Annotated in this window: 19 protein-coding genes; 10 read left to right on the top strand and 9 right to left on the bottom strand. The window is 64.6% G+C overall.

Features of this window, described 5'->3' with window-relative positions; genetic code table 11:
* The first annotated feature begins 22 nt into the window (after positions 1-22).
* Genes AC1DW9_RS24360 through AC1DW9_RS24345 form a run of 4 tightly spaced genes read left to right on the top strand, consistent with a single transcriptional unit; the run spans position 23 to position 4151 of the window.
* Positions 23-871 carry an ABC transporter permease gene (locus AC1DW9_RS24360; RefSeq protein ID WP_476775928.1) on the top strand — a complete coding sequence of 283 codons (849 nt, stop codon included), beginning with the start codon at positions 23-25 and terminating at the stop codon, positions 869-871.
* Entirely contained in the window at positions 868-1668 is an 801-nt protein-coding gene (locus tag AC1DW9_RS24355; RefSeq protein WP_441508600.1) for an ABC transporter permease, read from the top strand. The genes AC1DW9_RS24360 and AC1DW9_RS24355 overlap by 4 nt, the downstream gene beginning before the upstream one ends.
* A gap of 1 nt (position 1669) precedes the next feature.
* Positions 1670-3328 carry an AMP-binding protein gene (locus AC1DW9_RS24350; protein ID WP_476775929.1) on the top strand — a complete coding sequence of 553 codons (1659 nt, stop codon included), beginning with the start codon at positions 1670-1672 and terminating at the stop codon, positions 3326-3328.
* Positions 3329-3350: 22 nt separating this feature from the next.
* Positions 3351-4151, top strand: a complete 801-nt coding sequence (locus AC1DW9_RS24345) for an enoyl-CoA hydratase/isomerase family protein (protein ID WP_476775930.1) — start codon at positions 3351-3353, stop codon at positions 4149-4151.
* 177 nt (positions 4152-4328) lie between these two features.
* Here the strand turns inward: AC1DW9_RS24345 and AC1DW9_RS24340 are convergent, their stop codons facing one another.
* From AC1DW9_RS24340 to AC1DW9_RS24310, 7 genes are all read right to left on the bottom strand, one after another.
* Positions 4329-5117, bottom strand: a complete 789-nt coding sequence (locus AC1DW9_RS24340; RefSeq protein WP_441493488.1) for an SDR family NAD(P)-dependent oxidoreductase — start codon at positions 5115-5117, stop codon at positions 4329-4331.
* Positions 5118-5130: 13 nt separating this feature from the next.
* Positions 5131-6204, bottom strand: a complete 1074-nt coding sequence (locus AC1DW9_RS24335; RefSeq protein WP_476775931.1) for a phosphotransferase family protein — start codon at positions 6202-6204, stop codon at positions 5131-5133.
* 8 nt (positions 6205-6212) lie between these two features.
* Complete coding sequence (locus AC1DW9_RS24330) at positions 6213-6968, bottom strand: SDR family NAD(P)-dependent oxidoreductase (protein ID WP_441508604.1); 756 nt, start codon at positions 6966-6968, stop codon at positions 6213-6215.
* A 10-nt stretch (positions 6969-6978) separates the two neighbouring features.
* Complete coding sequence (locus AC1DW9_RS24325; RefSeq protein WP_476770377.1) at positions 6979-8184, bottom strand: acyl-CoA dehydrogenase family protein; 1206 nt, start codon at positions 8182-8184, stop codon at positions 6979-6981.
* The gene (locus AC1DW9_RS24320; protein WP_441508606.1) at positions 8177-8617 is read right to left on the bottom strand and encodes a PaaI family thioesterase; all 441 of its coding nucleotides are present in this window, start codon (positions 8615-8617) and stop codon (positions 8177-8179) included. Before AC1DW9_RS24320 ends, AC1DW9_RS24325 begins: the two co-directional genes overlap by 8 nt.
* A complete protein-coding gene (locus AC1DW9_RS24315) occupies positions 8614-9603 on the bottom strand; it encodes an NADPH:quinone oxidoreductase family protein (protein ID WP_441508607.1) in 990 nt (329 codons plus the stop codon). Before AC1DW9_RS24315 ends, AC1DW9_RS24320 begins: the two co-directional genes overlap by 4 nt.
* An 81-nt stretch (positions 9604-9684) precedes the next feature.
* Complete coding sequence (locus AC1DW9_RS24310; protein ID WP_441508608.1) at positions 9685-10860, bottom strand: acyl-CoA dehydrogenase family protein; 1176 nt, start codon at positions 10858-10860, stop codon at positions 9685-9687.
* A gap of 145 nt (positions 10861-11005) precedes the next feature.
* Between AC1DW9_RS24310 and AC1DW9_RS24305 the strand changes: the two genes are divergently transcribed.
* From AC1DW9_RS24305 to AC1DW9_RS24295, 3 genes are all read left to right on the top strand, one after another.
* Positions 11006-11812: an IclR family transcriptional regulator gene (locus AC1DW9_RS24305; protein WP_441508609.1), complete on the top strand. Its 807-nt coding sequence runs from the start codon at positions 11006-11008 to the stop codon at positions 11810-11812.
* Positions 11813-12017: 205 nt separating this feature from the next.
* A complete protein-coding gene (locus tag AC1DW9_RS24300) occupies positions 12018-12443 on the top strand; it encodes a hypothetical protein (protein WP_441493480.1) in 426 nt (141 codons plus the stop codon).
* 402 nt (positions 12444-12845) lie between these two features.
* On the top strand, positions 12846-14495 hold the full coding sequence (locus AC1DW9_RS24295) for a SulP family inorganic anion transporter (RefSeq protein ID WP_441508610.1): 1650 nt from the start codon (positions 12846-12848) through the stop codon (positions 14493-14495).
* A gap of 100 nt (positions 14496-14595) precedes the next feature.
* On the opposite strand, the gene AC1DW9_RS24290 is transcribed toward AC1DW9_RS24295, so the two are convergent.
* Positions 14596-15621, bottom strand: a complete 1026-nt coding sequence (locus AC1DW9_RS24290) for a saccharopine dehydrogenase NADP-binding domain-containing protein (protein ID WP_441508611.1) — start codon at positions 15619-15621, stop codon at positions 14596-14598.
* Between the two features lie 105 nt (positions 15622-15726).
* On the opposite strand from AC1DW9_RS24290, the gene AC1DW9_RS24285 reads away from it, so the two are divergent.
* Entirely contained in the window at positions 15727-16350 is a 624-nt protein-coding gene (locus AC1DW9_RS24285) for a TetR/AcrR family transcriptional regulator (RefSeq protein ID WP_441508612.1), read from the top strand.
* A 59-nt stretch (positions 16351-16409) separates the two neighbouring features.
* Here the strand turns inward: AC1DW9_RS24285 and AC1DW9_RS24280 are convergent, their stop codons facing one another.
* Entirely contained in the window at positions 16410-17279 is an 870-nt protein-coding gene (locus AC1DW9_RS24280; protein WP_441508613.1) for a LysR substrate-binding domain-containing protein, read from the bottom strand.
* Positions 17280-17399: 120 nt separating this feature from the next.
* On the opposite strand from AC1DW9_RS24280, the gene psrA reads away from it, so the two are divergent.
* A complete protein-coding gene (gene psrA / locus AC1DW9_RS24275) occupies positions 17400-18491 on the top strand; it encodes an iron-containing alcohol dehydrogenase PsrA (protein ID WP_441493475.1) in 1092 nt (363 codons plus the stop codon).
* A gap of 83 nt (positions 18492-18574) precedes the next feature.
* Positions 18575-19453 carry a phosphonate ABC transporter substrate-binding protein gene (phnD, locus tag AC1DW9_RS24270; RefSeq protein WP_441493474.1) on the top strand — a complete coding sequence of 293 codons (879 nt, stop codon included), beginning with the start codon at positions 18575-18577 and terminating at the stop codon, positions 19451-19453.
* Positions 19454-19472 lie beyond the last annotated feature (19 nt).

The raw sequence follows: 19472 nt of genomic DNA, 5'->3' as shown, positions 1-19472 counted from the left end.
CACTCGGGAACCTGGCTGCATCATGAAACTCCGGTGGACGAAAACCACGCTTTTGCTCGCGCCAGCGACGTTGCTGGCAGCGCTTCTCTTCGTCTTTCCGGTATTCGGCGTCCTGAAGCTGACCGTACACGATGGAACGGCTTTCACGGCCGAGGCGCTGCGACAGGTCTATAATTCGCAGCTTTCCATCATCGTCCTGCAGAGGACGTTCGTCACCGCCGCGACTGTGACGGTGATCTGCCTCGTCATGGGCTACCCCATGGCTTACTTCATGGCGGAGCTCTCGCCGCGCAAGCGGGTGCTGGCGACCTATCTGATCCTCCTACCGTTCTGGATCAGCATCCTGGTCAGGACCTACACCTGGATCATCCTGCTCGGGCGCGAAGGCATTCTTAACAAAGCGCTTGCCGCCCTTGGCCTGACGGCGGAGCCCATTCAGCTGCTCTATACGCCCATCGCCGTTCACATCGGAATGGTTCAGATCCTGCTGCCGATCGTGATCCTGACCTGCCTGACCTCGATACTCGATGTCGAGCGGGATCTCGTGAAAGCGGCCCGATCCCTGGGTGCATCGCCAAGGCAGGCCTTCTGGAAGGTGGTCTTTCCCCTCAGCGTGAGTGGAGCGGCGACGGGTGGCATCATCTGCTTCATCCTCTGCCTCGGCTTCTATGTCACGCCGACGCTGCTGGGCGGCCGCACAAGTCTCCTCATCGCCAATCTCATCGATCTCCAGGTTCACAAGACGCTGAAATGGGACCTGGCGGCGGTGATGGCTTCGACGCTGCTGGCGGCGACCTTCTCCTGTCTTCTGGCTTACTGGGCCCTCACGCGGAAACGCTCCGAATTCGCGACCGGAGGGCTCGCACGATGACCCGGGCCGTCCTGACCGCGTATTTTGTCCTCGTCGCCAGCTTTCTGCTGCTGCCGCTGTTCTTCCTCGTTCCGATTTCGCTGACCGACAGCCAGTTCCTCGAATTCCCGCCGAAGTCGCTGTCCCTGCGCTGGTACAGGGAATTCTTCGTCGATCAGAGTTGGGTCGACGCCACGCTCGCGAGCCTCAGGATCGGGGTCGGTGCGACAATCCTCAGCCTGCTCTTCGGGACCCTGGCGTCGGTCGCGCTCGTTCGTACGGATTTTCGCGGAAAAGGCCTGCTGAGTGCCATCTTCATCGCGCCCCTCATCATCCCATCGGTGGTTATCGCCCTTGCGCTCTACATCGTGTTCCTGCGCTGGCAGCTGGTGAACAATATCTACGCGCTGACATTGGTTCATGCGCTGATCGCCCTGCCCTATGTCGTGATGATCGTGTCGGGCAGCCTTCGCAGATACGACATGACGATCGAGCGGGCAGCGCGTGTCCTTGGCGCGAGCCCCATCCGGGCGTTCCTGCACACGACCCTGCCTTACCTAGCGCCAGCGATGTTTGCTTCGGCGATCCTGGCCTTCTTCGCGTCCTTCGATGAGCTGATCATCACGCTCTTCATCTCCGGCGGATTGCAGACGCTTCCCGTGCGCATCTGGAACGATCTCAGCCTCAAGCTCGATCCGACAGTGCCTGCCGTCGCGGTCATGCTCACTCTTCTCAGCATCGTCGCGATGACCGTGGGTGAGATCGTTCGCCGCCGGAATGAACGCCGATACCAGTCGAATTCAGTGTCCGAGGCCTGACATGCAGCAAAACAACAGCAGCCCCAGCGATTGGTCCGAGCTCAAGCCTCTCGTCGATCATATGAGGAGCACTATCGAGGCGGCGCCGCTGGCGCAGAACATCGGCTCGTTCGTCGACGAGCGGGCCTCGGTGAACGGCGACAAGACCCTCTGGACGTTCTTCGAGGAGAGCGAGGGCGGCGTCGCAACCTATGCCGAAGCCAGGTCGGCGATCGAACAGGCTGCGGCGGGCCTCTATGCGGCGGGCGTGCGCAAAGGCGCTCATGTCGCCGTCATGCTTCCCAACATCCCGGCGTTTCCCCTCACCTGGCTTGCCCTGGCAAAACTCGGGGCCGTCATGGTGCCGGTCAATATCGGCTATACCGGCCGAGAGCTCGACTATGTGCTCACGGACTCGCAGGCGACGTATCTCGTCATCCATGCGGACTGCCTGCCCTCCTACGAGGCGCTGAGTGCGGAGGCACCGTTACGGAATTCCAACGTTCTTGTCGTCGGGGCCGCTTCCGATGCGTCGGATCGATATGCCCGGATCGAGCGGAAACCGCCCGCCCTCCCCGCGGACCTGCCACAACCCGCGCTCGATGACCTCGTCAACATCCAGTACACGTCCGGCACGACCGGATTCCCGAAAGGCTGCATGCTGACGCACCGATACTGGCTCACCATTTCCCTGGTGGCCGCGATGCGAGGCGGCGACGCCGAGAATTCCAGGAATATCCTGGCGGCTCAACCCTTCTTCTACATGGATCCGCAGTGGCTGACCTTGATGGCGATGCGTGTCGGCGGCCAGATCTTCGTCGCCCGCCGTGCAAGCGCGACGCGCTTCATGGATTGGGTCAGGACATACAAGATCCATTACTGCCTCTTTCCCGAGATCGTCTATCAGCAGGCACCCAAGCCATCCGACGCCGACAATGAGCTGAAGCGCGTTTCGATCTTCGGCTTCAACAAGGAAAAGCACGCCGACTTCGAGCGGCGCTACAACACGATCGCCCGGGAATCCTTCGGGATGACCGAGGTCGGATCGGCGCTTTTCCTGCCGCGAGAGGCCTATCACATGGTCGGCTCCGGCTCCTGCGGGATGGTCGCGCCCTTCCGCGAGGTACAGATCACCGACCCCGAGGGCAATGTCCTGCCCGCTGGCGAGGTTGGCGAGCTTTGCATCCGCGGGCCGGGCATCATGCTGGGCTATTATCGCAAGCCGGAAGCGAACGAAGCCTCTTTCAGGGGGGATTGGTTCCGCACCGGGGACCTGTTCTGGCGCGACGCCGAAGGTTTCCACTACATCGTCGGGCGCTTGAAGGACATGATCCGCAGAAGCGGCGAGAATATCGCCGCCCGCGAAGTCGAAGCTGCGCTGACCGAAATGCCGCAGGTTCTCGAAGCCGCCGTCGTCGGCGTGAAGGATGCAGCGCGCGGCGAAGAAGTGAAGGCCTATATCGTCTTGCAGCCCGGCGTTTCGGAAGCCGAGGCCTCGCCCGAAATGATCTTCGAGCACTGCAAGAGCCGGCTCGCCCCGTTCAAGACACCTCGTTACGTCGAGTATCGCGACGCGCTTCCGAAGACGCCGTCCGAGAAGATCGCCAAGCAAAAGCTCATTGCCGAAAAAACCGACCTTCGCGTCGGCAGCTTCGACCGCGTCACCAATCAGTGGTTCTGATTATATCTAAGGGATAGATCTCATGCCTTTCGAATACGAGCGTGTCGGCAAGATCGGATACTTCACCATCCGCAACGGATCGGTGAACCCGATGACGCCGGCGATGCACAAGCAATTCTATCATATGATGCTCGAATTCCTCGCCGACGACGAGGTGCGGGTCGGCATTCTGCAGGGCGCCGGAGACCGGGCCTTCTCGGCCGGCGACGACATCAAGAACGACTACGCCAAGTTCGCGACGCCCAAGGACGAACTCGCCTATTACCTTGCCCCGAAGCACCGGATCGCGGAGGGCGAGCCGGACACGTTCACCTGGTCGCGCGAAGTGCTCTCGCTGAACCGATTCAAGCCGATCGTCGGCGCGGTGCGCGGCTATTGCTACGGCCAGGGCATGATCTATCTCAGCCATCTCACAGATATCCGCGTGGCGTCGGAGGATGCCAAGTTCGGCTTCCCCGAGATCGCCTACGGCATGGGTGGGGCGGGCGGCTCGACCCGGTTGTCTCGGTATGTGCCGCATACGATCGCGATGGAAATGCTGCTGACGGGCGACCCGCTCTCGGCGCAGGACGCGCTGCGGGCGAACCTCGTCAATGCGGTGGTCCCTTCGGACCAGGTTCTGGCGAAGGCCGAGGAATATGCCGCGCGCATCGCACGCCACCCTCAACTCGCGTTGCGGATCGAGATGGAGGCCTCGATGCGCTGCATGGACATGTCTCGCCAGGACGCGCTCGACTACGTGAAGAACCTCTACCGCATGCAGCGCTTGGCCTATAACGGCGAAGAGAAGGTCGATGCCTTTCTCTACAAGGGCAAGAACTGAGCAAGGCGCGCCACAGCGAGCCGCTCGGAGCGGGGCCGCCCCGCCGGGCGGCTCTGCTCCCTGCCCTGGAGCGTCGGCTAGATCTCGGATCGGTTGTCATATCCGGTCAGAGATCCAGCACTTCCGTGTCTGGATCGAGTTTCCTTAAAACCACAATCGACTTTTCGAGCCGACGCCTTAGACCTTCATGCCGGGGAGATTGAGGGAGGCGGTGTTGCCGCCATCGACGGCGAGAGCCTGGCCCGTGACATAGCTCGCGTCCTCGCTGGCCAGGAAGGCGATCACGCGGGCAACCTCCTCGGGATGGCCATAGCGGCGCAATTCGCAGCGTGCGCCCAGCCGGTCCTCCTTCCCGAGTTCGCGCGCCTTCTCGAAGATCGGCCTGGTCATTCCCGTCTCGATCAGGCCGGGACATACGGCGTTCACCCTGACGCCATAGGCGCCGAAATCGCAGGCGGCCGTCTGGGTCATGTTGATGACGGCAGCCTTCGAAGCGCTATAGGCATTCCCGCCCGCACCAGCCCTGATCCCGGCCACGGAGGCGGTGTTGACGATCGCGCCGCGACGGGCCGCGACCATGGCCGCGCCGGCATGCTTCATGAACAGCATCGCGCCAAAGACATTGACCTGCATCACCCGGTCCCATTCCGCGAGATCCTGCTCGAGCGCGCTCCCCTTGGAACTCGCCATGCCGGCATTGTTGCAGAGAACGTCGATACGCCCATGCCGCTCCAGTGCGCGGGACACACATGCGGAGACCGCGTCCTGGTCAGCGATATCCAGCACCGCGACGGAATGGTCCCGGGCCCGCGGCAGGTCGGCCACGACGTTTGCGAGCTCCGCCTCGTTCCGATCGACCAGGACGAGGAGCGCGCCCTCAGCGGCGAAACGCTGTGCGGTGGCCCGGCCGATACCGCTGGCCGCTCCGGTCACAATGCAGAGCTGGTCCTTGAAACGCATGGTCATCCCTCGCCTCGTCTCAGTATCGGTTGTTCGTGCCGGACAGGGCCACCTGCCGACCCAGTTCGGCCAGCATCCCGGCGCGCTGTGCAACCTCGGCCGCGTTCGCATCGCTGGCATTGCCCAGCACGGAGCGGGCCATCACGCCGTGCAGGATCGCCGACAGACGGAAGAAGGAGAGCGCCAGGAAGACGTGCCAGTCCGGCAGCGAGGCACGGCCGCTCGCCCGACAGTAATGCGCGATCACCTGGTCTTCGCGGGGGATGCCGAGCTCTTTGAAATCGAGCCCCGATAGCCCCCGTCCGCCCGCGACGGTCGGGCTGATATGATAGGGCATGCAGTAATAGGCGAGATCGCTGAGCGGGTGGCCGAGCGTGGACAGTTCCCAGTCGAGCACCGCCGACACCTGCGGGCCATCGCGGCGGTAGCAGAGATTGCCGATCCGGTAGTCGCCATGCACGATCGTGGTTTCATCGGCCACGCCGCAATGCTCGCGCAGCCAATCGGCGAGCCAGGTCAGGTCGGCGATCTCGCCGGCCTCCGAGGAGGAACGATACTGCTTGGTCCAGCGCTCGACCTGACGCGCGACATAGCCGCCGGAGGGACCGAAATCTCCTAGCCCGACATCCTCGGGAACCACCGCATGCAGCGCCGCCAGGGTATCGACGGCGGCGAAATTGAGCGAAGCGCGGTCGTCGCGCGGCAGGTCGGGAAGCGCCAGGCTGTCAAACTGACGCCCGTCGACGAAATCCATGACGTAGAAGGCTGTCCCGATCACCTCGGCGTCTTCGCCAAGCGCCAATGCCTGCGGAACAGCAACCGCTGTCCCCGCCAGCGCCCTGATGATCCGGAACTCGCGCTCGACCTGATGCGCTTTCGGCAGCAGCTTTCCCGGAGGCTTCTTGCGCAGCACGCAGCGTCGATCAGGCGCAGAGATCAGGAAGGTGGGATTGGATTGGCCGCCCTGGAACTGGCGCACCGAAATCGGGCCGCCGAAACCGGGGACATGGGCGTCGAGCCAGCGGGCCAGCGCTCCCTCGTCGAAACGGTGGTTCTCGATCACGTCGACAAGGGTGGCCACGGGAGCGGTCATCATGCACCTCAGCTGACGGTTTCGCCGCCATCGGCGACGATGACCTGGCCGGTGATGTAGGCGGATGCCGGGCTGGCCAGGAAATGCACGATACCGGCGATATCCTCGACCTCGCCGAAGCGGCGCAAGGGAGTGCGCTGCTCCATCTGCGCGCGCCGCTCGGGCGATTCCACCAGCTCCCGCGCGAAGTCGGTGCGCACGATGCCGGGCGCGATCGCGTTGACCCGGATCCCCTTGGGGCCCCATTCGACGGCAAGATTGCGCGCCAGGGCCGCTTCCGCGGCCTTGGACATGCCATAGGCGCCAATGACTCCGGTGCCGCGCAGGCCCGCGATCGAGGACATCATGATGACGGCGCCGCCGCCGCGATCGGCCATCTGCGGAAGGACGAGGTTGCTGAGCCAGATCGCGCTCTGCACGTTGACCGCCATGATCTTGGTGAAGGCCTCGTCCGGCAGGGTGGACAAGGGTCCGTAGACCGGATTGATCGCCGCGTTGCAGACCAGGATGTCGATCCCGCCCCAGACCTCCAGGACGTGGTCGACGAGCCCCTTCAGCTGCTCATGCGAGCCAACATGGCAGGCTTTGGCGATGGCCTCGCCGCCGCTCGCCCGGATTTCCCCGGCCACGGCGTCGCAGGCGTCCTGCTTTCGGCTGGACACCACGACCCGGGCACCGCTGTGCGCCAGTTGCTGCGCGGTTGCCTTGCCGATCCCACGCGACGAGCCCGTGATCAGAGCGACCTTTCCTTGGACGTCGAACATTGCCTGCACCTCAGTTGCGGTAGGCCTTCAGTTCCATGCGGGCGATGCTGTCGCGATGGACCTCGTCGGGGCCATCTGCGAAGCGCAGACTGCGGGACTTGACCCAGGCGGCGGCGAGGAAATGGTCCTGGGAGACGCCAGCCGCCCCGTGGATCTGGATCGCGCGATCGATGACGTCGCAGGCCATGTTCGGCGCTACCACCTTGATCATCGCGATCTCGCGGCGGGCGGCCTTGTTGCCGACCGTGTCCATCATATGCGCGGCCTTCAGGACGAGCAGCCGCGCCGCCTCGATCTCGCAGCGCGAGCGTGCGATCTGGTCACGGACGACGCCCTGGTCCGCCAGCAGCTTGCCAAAAGCCGTCCGCGACAGGGCACGGCGGCAGGCTGCCTCCAGCGCCCGTTCCGCCAGGCCGATCGAACGCATGCAGTGATGGATGCGGCCGGGCCCGAGCCGCCCCTGCGCGATCTCGAAGCCGCGCCCTTCGCCAAGCAGCATGTTGGTGGCCGGCACACGGACATTCTCGAAAGTAATCTCGGCATGGCCATGCGGCGCATGATCATAGCCGTAGACCGTCAGCGCCCGTTCCACGGTGACCCCGGGCGTATCGAGCGGCACCAGGATCATCGACTGCTGCTGATGCTTGGGCGCATCCGGATTGCTCCGGCCCATTACGATCGCGATCTTGCAATGCTCGCTGAGCGCGCCCGAACTCCACCATTTACGTCCGTTGATGACGTAGTCGTCGCCGTCGCGCCTGATCTCGGTTTGAATATTGGTGGCGTCCGACGAGGCCACATCCGGCTCGGTCATCGAGAAGCAGGAGCGGATCGCCCCGTCGAGCAGCGGCTCGAGCCAGTCCCGCTTCTGGCCTTCCGTGCCATAGAGAACCAGCGTCTCCATATTTCCGGTGTCGGGGGCCGAGCAATTGAAGATCTCGGGCGCGATGGCGGAACGGCCCATCACCTCACAGAAATGGGCATAGTCCAGGTTGTTGAGCCCTGCCCCGTAGCGCGTGTCGGGCAGAAACAGATTCCACAGCCCTTCGGCACGCGCCCGCTGCTGCAGTTCGCCGAGGATCGGTGGCGTGCCCCACCGCGATGGCAGCGCGGCGTGCTGGCGCTCGAAGACTGCCTCGTTGGGATAGACATGCTCGTCCATGAAGCGCTGCAATGCCGCCAGGCGCGGCTTGTGGATGTCCCTGAGCTCAAACATCTGCTTTGTCCGCATGCTGGGTGGAAGGATTGGGCTGGCTTCCCGGCCGCCAGCGGAACGTGCCAATGCCGTGGGCGATGCGCTCGCCGTCGCTGTCGAAGACATGGGCCTCGGCGGTGAAGCTCGACTTGCCGGCCGAGATCGTCCGCCCCTCGACCGACAGCCATCCGGCCCGGACCGGCCGGGTGAATTGCGTGGTCAGCGATATGGTGATGGCAAAACGCGGCGCCTGCCCCTCTTCGGCATGCAGGCCGGAGGCGCAGGCGGCGAAGTCGATCATCGTGCAGAGCACGCCACCATGGACGTAGCCCATCCGATTGAGATGTTCTGGGCCGATCTGAAGTCCGCCCTTGACGTGACCGACCGCCGACTCCTGGAGATCGAGCCCGAGCACGCCAAAGATGCCGATATCGGCATAGCTCGTGGCTCTCACGACAGGGCCCGGCCGGTCGTGAGGACGATCTTGCCGATGGCGCTGCGCGCAGCGAGCAGCTGAAGCGCCTCGACCGTATCGGCGAGATCAAGCGTCCGGCTGATCAGCGGCTTCAGTTTGCCCTCTTCGAACCAGGTGAAGAGCTGGGCAAAATTCTCCTTGTTGGCCTGCCGGTTGCGCGCGGCGAACGTCCCGAAGAAGACCCCCACAAGTGCGCAGCCCTTGAGCAGCAGAAGGTTTGCAGGAATGCGCGGAATGGTGCCCGCGGCGAAACCGACGACCAGAACGCGGCCCTCCCACGCGGTCACGCGCACGGCCTGCTCCAGAAAGTCCCCGCCGACCGGATCGTAGACCACGTCGACGCCCTTGTCGGCCGTGAGCTCCTTGACGCGGTCCCGGAGCGATTCAGTTGCGTAGTTGATCAGGTGATCCGCGCCGGCCGCGCGTGCCACCTCCAGCTTTTCCGCACTGCTTGCGGCTGCGATCACGGTTGCGCCCATCGCCTTGCCGATTTCGACGGCGGCCAGGCCGACGCCGCCACTTGCACCGAGGACGAGAAGCGTCTCTCCGGGCTGCAGCCGCGCCCGCTGCCTGAGAGCGTGCATGCTGGTGCCGTAGGTCATCGAAAAGCCGGCGGCCGTGACCGGGTCCATGCTGGCGGGACGCCTCATCAGCCGTGCGGCACTGACCACGCATTCCTCGGCGAACGCACCCACGCCCACCATGCCGACGACGGGCATGCCGACCTCGAGATGTGTGACGCCATCGCCGACCGAGCGCACGATGCCGGCGATCTCGGTGCCGGGCGTGAAGGGCAGCGGCGGTTTGACCTGGTATTTGCCCTCGACCATCAGCGTGTCGGGAAAATTGACCCCCGCCGCCTCGATGGCGACGCGCACCTCGCCCGGCCCTGGCTCGCCTAATTCCTTCGCTTCGACGACGAGATCTTCCAGCGGCCCAAACGCCTTGCAGATGACTGCGCGCATTTTTCTCTCCCTATGGTTCGGATACGAGGCTCCCGCCTGAGCCGCGGGTCCGGGGACCCGGGAAGCGGCCTCCCGGTTGAATCAGGCGGCCGCACCGGCCCGGCGGGCATCGCGGATCATGTTCCTCGCGATGACCAGTTGCTGGATCTGGGTCGTACCCTCGTAGATCCGGAACAGGCGCACATCCCGGTAGAAGCGCTCGATCCCGGCATCGGCGACATATCCGGCTCCGCCATGGATCTGGACGGCCTTGTCCGCGACACGCCCCACCATCTCGGAAGCGAACATCTTGGCGCAGGCCGCCTCGGTGGCGATGCCATGGCCGGCATCGCGCCGACGCGCTGTCTCTTCCACCATGCAGCGCGCGGCAAAGCTCTCCGCCTTCATGTCGGCCAACATGGCCTGGACCAGCTGGAATTCCGCGATCGGCTTGCCGAACTGGTGCCGCTCCATGGCGTAGGCGAGACTGTCGGCGATCAAGCGCTCAGCGACTCCGACGCAGACGCCGGCAATGGTCAGGCGCCCGCGATCGAGCACCTTCATGGCGGTGACGAAGCCCTTGCCCTCGTAATCCGGCCCACCAAGGATCGCCGTCTTTGGCACGCGGACATTGTCGAAGATCACGTCGCAGGTGTGGGCGCCCTGCTGCCCCATCTTCTTGTCGGTCCGGCCGAGCGTGATGCCCGGGCGATCGGCATCGACCAGAAACGCCGAAATGCCCGCGGCCGTTTTGCTGTCAGGGTCGGTGCGCGCAAAGACCGTGAAGAGGCCGGCGACCGGGGCGTTTGTGATGAAGCGCTTGGTGCCGTTGATGACGAAATCATCGCCGTCGCGCCGAGCCGAGCTGCGCAGCGACCCCGCGTCCGAGCCTGCTTCCGGTTCGGTCAGGCAGAAGGAGCCGACGCGCTCCCCGCTCGCCATCTCAGGCAGATAGCGGCTTTTCTGCTCCTCGGTGCCGTCGATGATGATGCCTTGCGAGCCGATGCCGTTATTGGTGCCGATCATCGAGCGGAAGGCCGGAGATGTTCCGCCAAGCAGGAACGAGACCTGGACCTCTTCCGAAAGCGTGAGTTCGAGGCCGCCATAGGCCTCCGGAATCGCCATGCCGAACAGCCCCAGCTCCCGCATCTGCGCAATGATCTCGGCCGGCACCTGATCGTTCTGCGACACGAGCGCCTCGTTCGGCCTCAGCTTTTCGCGGACGAAGCGCTCGACCGTGTCGAGCAACTGGCGGAACACATCAGGGTCGAGCGCCATCTAATTCCATTCCTCGGAATTTAATTCCATTATCGAGTTTTCTCGCATATGGTCTATCAGACCGTCAAGCCGGCACGGGCGGTTGGATCGGTTCAAGGCCCGCTTCTTTGGGTCGCAATCAGCTGAGCGATGGTGACGAAGCAGTATGCGCAAACGCGAAACGCCGGTGGGCGCCGCCCTGCCGGGCGAGAATGAGGACCAGGACCCCCGCTTCGTCACAGCGCTGGCGCGCGGCCTGAATGTGCTGCGCTCCTTCAAGCGCGGCGATCGCGCTCTGGGCAATCAGGAACTTGCCGACCGCACCGGGCTGGCGAAATCGACGATTTCGCGGCTGACCTACACGTTGAGCAAGCTCGGCTATCTCGAATACTCACCGATGAACGGGCAGTACTCGCTGTCTGCCGCAGCCCTGGCGCTCGGCTTCTCGGCGCTCGGCAACCTGGCCATTCGGGATGTCGCACGGCCACTGATGCAGGAATTGGCCGATCGCGTCGGCGCCTCAGTCGCACTCGGCGCGCCCGACCAGCGCACGATGATCTATATCGAGGAATGCCGTGGTTCGAGCCCGCTGCATCTCGGCATCGAGATCGGCTCGCATATCCGGATGGCGACCTCGGCGATGGGCCGCGCCTACCTCGCAAGCCTGGATCCTGCGACGCGATCGCGCATCGTCGACGTGCTGTGCGACCATGAACCCGACAGCGAGAGCACCCGGGCCGGAATCGAAATCGCCGTCAGCGAATACGCCGCGCATGGCTATGTTCGCTCGGTCGGGGAATGGAAGCAGGAGATCAATTCGGTCGGAGTGCCCATCCTGCTGCACGGCTCACGCCCGTTTGCGTTGAACTGCGGGGGATCGGCTCTCTCGCTGCCAAGGGAAAAACTCGATGAAGTGGGCGTCCAATTGCAGGATGTCGCCCACCGGATCCGCCAGGCGCTGGGCAGCGACTGAACCTGAGGTGATAAAGGGCATGGGGCGCGGCGAAATCCCGACGGCCGCTGACCGACTCCGGAATACCCTCCTCATGAGCGGTCCATGGCGTTCGCCGCCCAACGTAAACCAAGATCTCGTCATGAGGACGGAAATCGACGTTCACAGCATCGACGGGGATGAGAGACCCGCTATAGTTCGCGAAGGTCGAGCATTGGGGGAACAGATGACTATCGCCTCTTACGCAAGTGCTGCCATCGCCGGTCTTGTCGCCGCAACAGCTCTGGTCTCGCATGGTTGGGCAGCCGAGGGTCGCTACGCGGCCTATCAGGGAGCCTGGCTTGCCGACGGCACGGCCTGTGAGGAGATTTTCTCACCAGGCCGAAACGGCATGACCTTCAAGAGCCCACCCGATCTTTTCGTCTCGGCCTTCATCATCAGCGGTGACCGCATCAGAACATCGGCCGCCACATGCAGGATCCAGTCGGTCAAACGTGTCGGCGATCGCGACTTCCTGTCGCTCGGCTGCGTCAACCCGGTCTCGACCTCACAGGTGTCCGCGATCATGGCCAAGGAACCGGATGGCCGCATCAAGCGCTTCTACAGCGCGAACGATACCAGCGGCACCAATTACAGGCTTTGCCCGAAATAGGACGGCACCGCTCGCGGAACCTCACGGCACTATCCTGAGCCGAACGCTGGTTTCGGCATGCGAGGGGCACCTGATCGGCGCCACGATGGGCAGTGCCGGCCACTTGCAGGTCGGTGGAGGGAGCCGGGCCGCCGGTTTGCGCTGGACGGTTCCCGGCATCGGCGGCTTCATGAGCGGGGCCGTGCACTCTTTGATGTTGATCGTAAGTGGCGCTGACCTTGGAAGACGGTTTGGCCCAGGCCGTCCTGCTTCGGCATTGGCCTTGCCGGAGCCGGGCCATTCACGCAGGCACGATCGTGAGGGCGCGCCATGCAACCAAATGGTCCCCAGGCCGACCGCGGCGGCGGGTCGTCCATCGGCAGATTCACCGAGAACCTGTTCGGATGGGCTCGCCGATATCAGATGGGCAACCTCAAACAGGATATCCCGGCGGGCCTTGCCCTGGCGGCCTTCACGATCCCCGAATCCCTTGCCTATGCTTCGCTCGCCGGTTTGCCTCCCGTCGCCGGGCTCTATTGCTATCTCGTGGCCGGCCCCGGCTATGCCCTGTTCGGCGCGAGCGGCCAGCTCGCCGTTGGGCCGACATCCGCGCTCTCGGTCCTGTTTCCGACCGGCTTGTCCGCCCTCGCCGCAGGAGATCTGTCGCGTTACGCCGCCTTGGCGGCCGCGACCGCGATCGTGTTCGGCCTGATCTGCGTCGCCGGACGCCTGCTTCGCGCCTCGCAGACTGCCTATTTCATCTCGGACACGATCCTGCTCGGGTTCAAGACGGGCGCTGCGCTCTACATCGCGTCGACGCAACTGCCCAAGCTCTTTGGCCTGTCTGGCGGGACCGGTAATTTCCTTCCACGTCTCCTGCAGCTTTGGCGGGAATTGCCCACCGCGCACGGCCCCTCGCTCGCCATGGGCATCGCCGCGGTTGTCCTGTTTCTGGTGCTGGAGAAACTGATGCCGCGGCGGCCCACCACCTTGTTCGTGGTGGGCGCCGCCATCATCGCGACTCACCTGTTCGGCCTTGATAAACTCGGGATCGCGATTGTCGGAGACATCCCACAAGGTCTCCCGCATTTCGGTATCCCCGCGATCAAGCCGGAGGACCTGACGGAGCTCGTACCGCTGGCCTTTGCCTGCTTTCTCCTCGGCTTCGTCGAGACGAGTTCGGTTGCAAGGAGCTTTGCCCAGGAGAACGGCACCGAAATCGATACGGATCGGGAGCTTCTGGCCCTTGGTGCGGCCAATCTGGCCGTGGGTGTTTCGCAGGGCTATGCCGTCTCGGGCGGGATGTCGCAGAGCGCGGTCAACGCCATGGGCGGCGCGGTCTCGCCGGCGGCGCTGCTCGTCAATTCGGCAGCGATCCTGCTCGTACTGCTCTTCTTCACGGGCGTGTTCAAATACCTGCCCGAGCCGGTGCTTGCCGCCATCGTGCTGATGGCCGCGAAGCATCTCGTCCGCTTCCGGCAGATCGGCAACCTGCGGCAGGTTGCGTTCGCGGAATGGATCATCGCGCTGGTCGCGTTCTTTGGCGTGCTGATTGCGGGCGTCCTCAACGGGGTGCTCATTGCAGCGGCGGCATCGCTCATGCTGACCATTGCACAGCTCACCCGGCCGGAGATCGCCACCCTTGGCTTCGATGCCGAGAGCAGCAGCTTCGTGAACCTTGCCAATCGCCCCAGCGCAACCACCGCGCTCGGCGCACTGATCCTGAGGACAGCCCACCCCTGGGTCTATTTCAACGTCGAGAATATTCGGCGCGGGATTCTGGACAGGGTTGCCGAGACACAGGGGCTCAAGCTCGTTGTCCTGGATTTTTCACCGATCACCAGCATCGATGGCACCGCGGCTGCGGCGTTGGCCAGCATCCGCCAAAGGCTCGCGGCCGGCGGAATCGCGCTCGAGATCGCGAATCTGCGCGACGAAGTCGACCAGCGGCTGAAACTCCTTGCCCCGGAAGACGGAGAGGTCGCGTACAAGGTGCATCTCGGAATTCGCGAAGCGTTGGCGGCACATGGTCTCCTGGCCCGCGTTCCGGGCGCCACGCCTGCCGGCACATGAGCTCCACGCTCGCCGAGATCGAACTCCATCGCGCAGCGCACCGACAGAGACCGGGGCGGCAGCACAGCATGAACGCCGCCGCCTGCCACCCCGTCAGTGATCAGAGCGCGAGATCGGGGGCGAGCGCCGCCAGGAAGTCCCGGGCATCGAAAACTGCGCCCGGAGCGAAGACGCCGCCGCGTGCCTTCGCGCCGTTCAGGAGCCGCTCGACGGCCTCGACCACGAGCGGTGCGGTGATGGCATAGATATCGTGCCCGCGCGCGGCCGCCCGCCGTACGGCATCCCCCCGTCGGATCTCGACCTCGACGAGGAATTTTTGCGCCGAGCGCCCGGACGCGTCGGCCGCGACCGGCGCCGGGGTGGAAACGTCGCGCAGGTCGCGCAGCGGCGCCGTGTTCAGGTAGCTGTGAAGGTCCGACAGCTGGAGATGGCTGTCGATCAGGATCGCCTCGGTGAAAGGCAGCTCGACCATCTCCTGCGCGCCAAAGGGTTCGGCGAAGGGCCAGACGGCGTTCGGAGCCGGATCGGGCAGGTGCTGCAGCCTCCCCTCCGCAATCGTCACGCGCCTTGCCGTGTTGCGCTGCCCGGTCACCCGCGTGCCCTCGGTCGGATGCCAGCTGTCCAGGGCGATCGCGACGCGGGCCTCGTCCGCACCGGTCCAGTCGCCCATTGCAGCTGTGACGAGGAGGTCGCTCAGGCCGCCATAGAAGCCCATGGCCGGAATGACGGCGACACCGGTCTCTTCCGCAGGGGAGGAATAGCGCTCGAAGGTCGCCCGGGCGCTGGGCTGTTCCGCCGTCACGTCGAGATAGGGGATGCGTGTTTGCAAGGCCGCCGGCACCAGGAATTCGGCCGTGTCGAGGAACGGCCCGGCGCAGTTGATCAGCGCCGCCGCTCCGGAGAGGACGCGGGCCAGCGCTGCAGAATCCGCAAGCGCTGCAACTTCTTGCCTGACGCCGGCCGGGAAACCCGCCTCCGCCAGCTTCTCGGCATCTCGCCCGATCGCGATGGCTGGGAAGCCGCGCCGCAGCAGCTCCCTGATCACGAAGCGGCCCGTATGTCCGGCGGCTCCGTAGACTGCGATGGCAGGCTTGCTGATCCCTGCCCCCTCGAACTGATCGCTCATGATTCCCTCCCGCTACAGACCTGTCTGTTTCTTTTAGGTACAGACAGGTCTGTAGCGTGTCAACTGGAGATCTGCTATCGTCGCCTCGTCAAGGGAGAACAGTGCATGCGGACGGAGCCGACGAACCAACGGCTGGCTGAGGAACCTGGCCAGGTCGACATGCGCGAGCGGCTGCTCGCGACCGCATCCGACCTATTCTACCGGCGTGGCGTCCGCGCTGTCGGCGTCGATGTGATCATCGAGGCGGCCGGCGTCGCGAAGACGAGCCTGTACCGTCACTTTCGCACGAAGGATGACCTCATCGCCGCGTATCTGCAGCGTGAGGACGAGGATTTCTGGGCATGCTGGGATGGCGTGGCAGCGGGCCACTCGGACGACGGCGAAGCCGAGCTCGACGCGCATATGGCCTGGATCGGCAAGCGTGTCGGCCGACCCCATTATCGCGGCTGCCCCCAGATCAATGTCGCCGCGGAGTTCCCGGACGAGGATCACCCTGCCCGGCTCGTGGCCCGCACGCATAAGCAGCAATTGCACCGGCGCCTGCAGGACATCGCCGAGCGGCTGCGGGTCAAGCATCCCGAGGTGCTCGCGACCCAGCTCTCGGTGCTCATCAATGGGGCCTTCGTCAGCTCGCAGATCCTGTCCACCTGCGACGCGACAGCGATCCTGCGGCAGATGACGCACGCCCTGATCACCGCGGCCCGGCACGCTCCGGCCCGCGCCGCGTAGCCGCAGCGCTCTCGCTCGGGCCGGCCCCGAACGCACCCCAACACCAGCGGTTCGAGCGATCACATATCCTTGGTCTGGCGGACGGCGTTGAGGAAGGCCCGCACGATCCGGCTGGCCTCGCGCTTCCGCAAGATGACGACATGCGCGTAGGTGTAGATCTCCGCATCCGCGATCGGGATCAGGCGGAGCGCCGGGTCAGGCACGAATTCGGCGACCGAGACATAGCTGATGCCGAGCCCGCGGATCACCGCCTCGCGGATCGCCTCGCGGCTGCCGATCTCCATGACTGTGCGCGGCCTCGTCCTGGTCGCGGCCAGCGCCTCCTCAAAGGCCCGCCGCGTCGTCGAGCCGCGCTCACGCACGATCATCGCCTCGCCGTCGAGCGCCGCAATCTCGATGCTCGCCTGTCCGGCGAGCCGGTGGTCCTCGCGCACGAACACCGCAACCGGATGCCGGCGATAGGGAATGGTGAGCAGCCGATCGTCCTCGTCGAGATAGGCGAGCACGGCAACGTCGCAGCGATACTCGAAGAGATCGTCCAGAACTTCGGTCGAATTGCCGATCTTCACGGCGAGTTCGATCCCGGGATAGGCGCGATTGAAGGCCGCGAGCATCTCGGTGACGTGATAGGGGCCAACCGCGCTGATCGACAACCGGCCGGTCCTGAGTTCGCGCGACTGCTCGAGAAAGGCGATCGCCTCGTCCTCCTCGGAGAACAGGCGGGTGGTGATCGCCAGCAATTGCCGCCCCGCGTCGCTCAGTTCCCGGCGCCGCCCCTTCCGGACGAAGAGCTCGACCCCGTACTCGTCCTCGAGCGCGCCAACCTGTGCGGTCAGCGTCGGCTGGCTGATGTTGAACTCCGCGGCAGCGGCATTGAAGCCGCCTGCCATGGCGACGGCGTGGAACGAGCGAAGGCGCGTATAACGCATAGCAAATTTCTATCTATCACGTCTGAAAAATCAATTTGTTTATTGGGTCGCCCTTTGTGAGCATCCACTCCAACAGCGCCGGGAAAGCGCGGCAGACGAGACGGAACGAGGGTGGAACGCATGCATTGGGCCTATTGGAATCCCGTCAGGATTCGGTTTGGCGCCGGCCTCTTCAACGAGGTCGCCGGCCTGATCGGCAAGCGGCGCTGGGCGCTCGTCACCTATGACCAGCCAATCTTCCGCGACCTGGCTGAGCGCCTGGCACAGGCTGCCGGGGCGCCGGTGGTGACGATCGCCAATATCGAGACCAATCCCGATTGTGCTGACCTCGTCGAATCCTGCCGCCTGTTCGGCGCCTCTGCAGAGCGGGCCGAGGTCATCGTCGCGCTCGGCGGCGGCTCGATGATCGATGCGGCCAAGGTGCTCGCGGCAAGCGGCGGCAATTTCGAGACGGTGCGCCGCCATCTCGTCGACAAGGTCCCGCTCGACGCCTCGGACATCATCCCGATCATCGCCGTTCCCACGACGGCGGGAACCGGCAGCGAAGTCACCTCCTGGGCCACCGTCTGGGATGCCGCAAATGGCAGCAAATACTCGCTCGCCCATCCCCGGCTCTATCCCGAGGCTGCAGTGCTCGACCCGGCCCTGACGCTGGGCGCGCCGCGCGGCCTGACGCTTGCGACCGGGCTCGACGCGCTCTCGCATGCGCTGGAGAGCATCTGGAACGTCAACGGCAACCCGGTCTCGGCCAATTACGCCGTGGAGGCCGCGCGCGAGATCATCGACACGCTGCCGCGGCTGATGGAGCGGCTCGACGATATCGGCCTCAGGGAGCGCCAGATGCGCGCCAGCCTGCTGGCGGGCCTCGCCTTCTCGAACACCAAGACGGCGCTGGCCCATAACATCTCCTACGACATCACGCTGAAAAGCGGCACGATCCACGGCATCGCCTGCTCCTTCTCGCTGCCGATCGTGATGCGCTGGGCCATGGGCACGCAGCCACAATGCGATGCCGCGCTGCGGCGGGTGTTCGGCAGCGATCTCGATGCCGGCGCCGAACGGCTTGGCCTGTTCCTGCAAGGGCTCGGCGTCAAGACCGACCCGGCCGCCTATGGCGTGTCACCGGTCGAATGGGACCGTCTGGTCGCAAAGGCGCTGGAGGGTGAGCGGGGTCGCAATTTCATCGGGAGACAGGCCGCCAAAGCTGCCTAACATCACTCACATCAGGGCTACGGCGCCCGTAATCGGTTCACCGGCAAGGTCAAAGGACCACCGGATCATCTCGGGAGGATGACATGAACATTTCGCGTCGGAAGGTGTTGACGGGTTCGCTTGCCGCAGCGGGGGCCGTTCTGGCCATGCCGCATCTGGTTCGGGCCCAGACGAAGCTGATCAGGGTCGGGCTGATCCCGTCGGAGGATTCCCGTGCCATGCTGGAATCGAGCCAGCAATTGCTGGACGCCCTGGAGAAGAACCTTGGCATCAAGGTCCAGGGCTTCGTCGCCTCGGACTATAATGGCGTCATCGAAGCCATGCGCTCGGGCCATGTCGAGGTCGCCTATCTCGGCCCGTTCTCCTATGTGCTCGGCACCACGGTTGCGCCGATCGAGGCCTTCGCGACCGCCGAAACCGCCAAGTCCGGCCGCACCTATTATCACGCCCAGATCATCACGCGGAAGGACAGCGGCATCAAGGAGGTGAAGGACCTGAAGGGCCGCACCTTCGCCTTCGTCGATCCCTCCTCCACCTCCGGCCACCTCTTCCCGAAGGCCGGGCTGATGAAGCTCGGCTTCGATCCAGAGAAGGATTTCGGCCGCGTGCTCTTCACCGGCTCGCACGATGCCAATGCGCTCGCCGTCGCCAACAAGCGCGTCGATGCCGCGACGATCGCCGACCGCATCTTCGACGCCGCGGTCCAGAAGAAGCTGATCGACCCCGCCGACATCCAGGTCGTCTGGCGCTCCGACCCGATCCCGGAATCGCCGACCTGCTGGCGCAAGAACCTGCCCGACGACCTGAAGAAGCAGATCAGGACCGCCTTCCTGAACATCAGGGACATCACCTGGGCCGATCAGGGCAAGCTCAACCGCTTCGTCGAGACCAATGACCAGGCCTACGACATCATCCGGGACACAGCGAAGGTGCTGAATCTCGATCTGGCCAAGATGAAGTAGCCGCGCCTGGCGCGGTTCC

It is taken from the genome of Allobosea sp. P4_E12 (assembly GCF_056401655.1).
The sequence above is the reverse complement of the archived record's forward strand: the minus strand, read 5'-3'. Positions and strand labels throughout refer to the sequence as shown.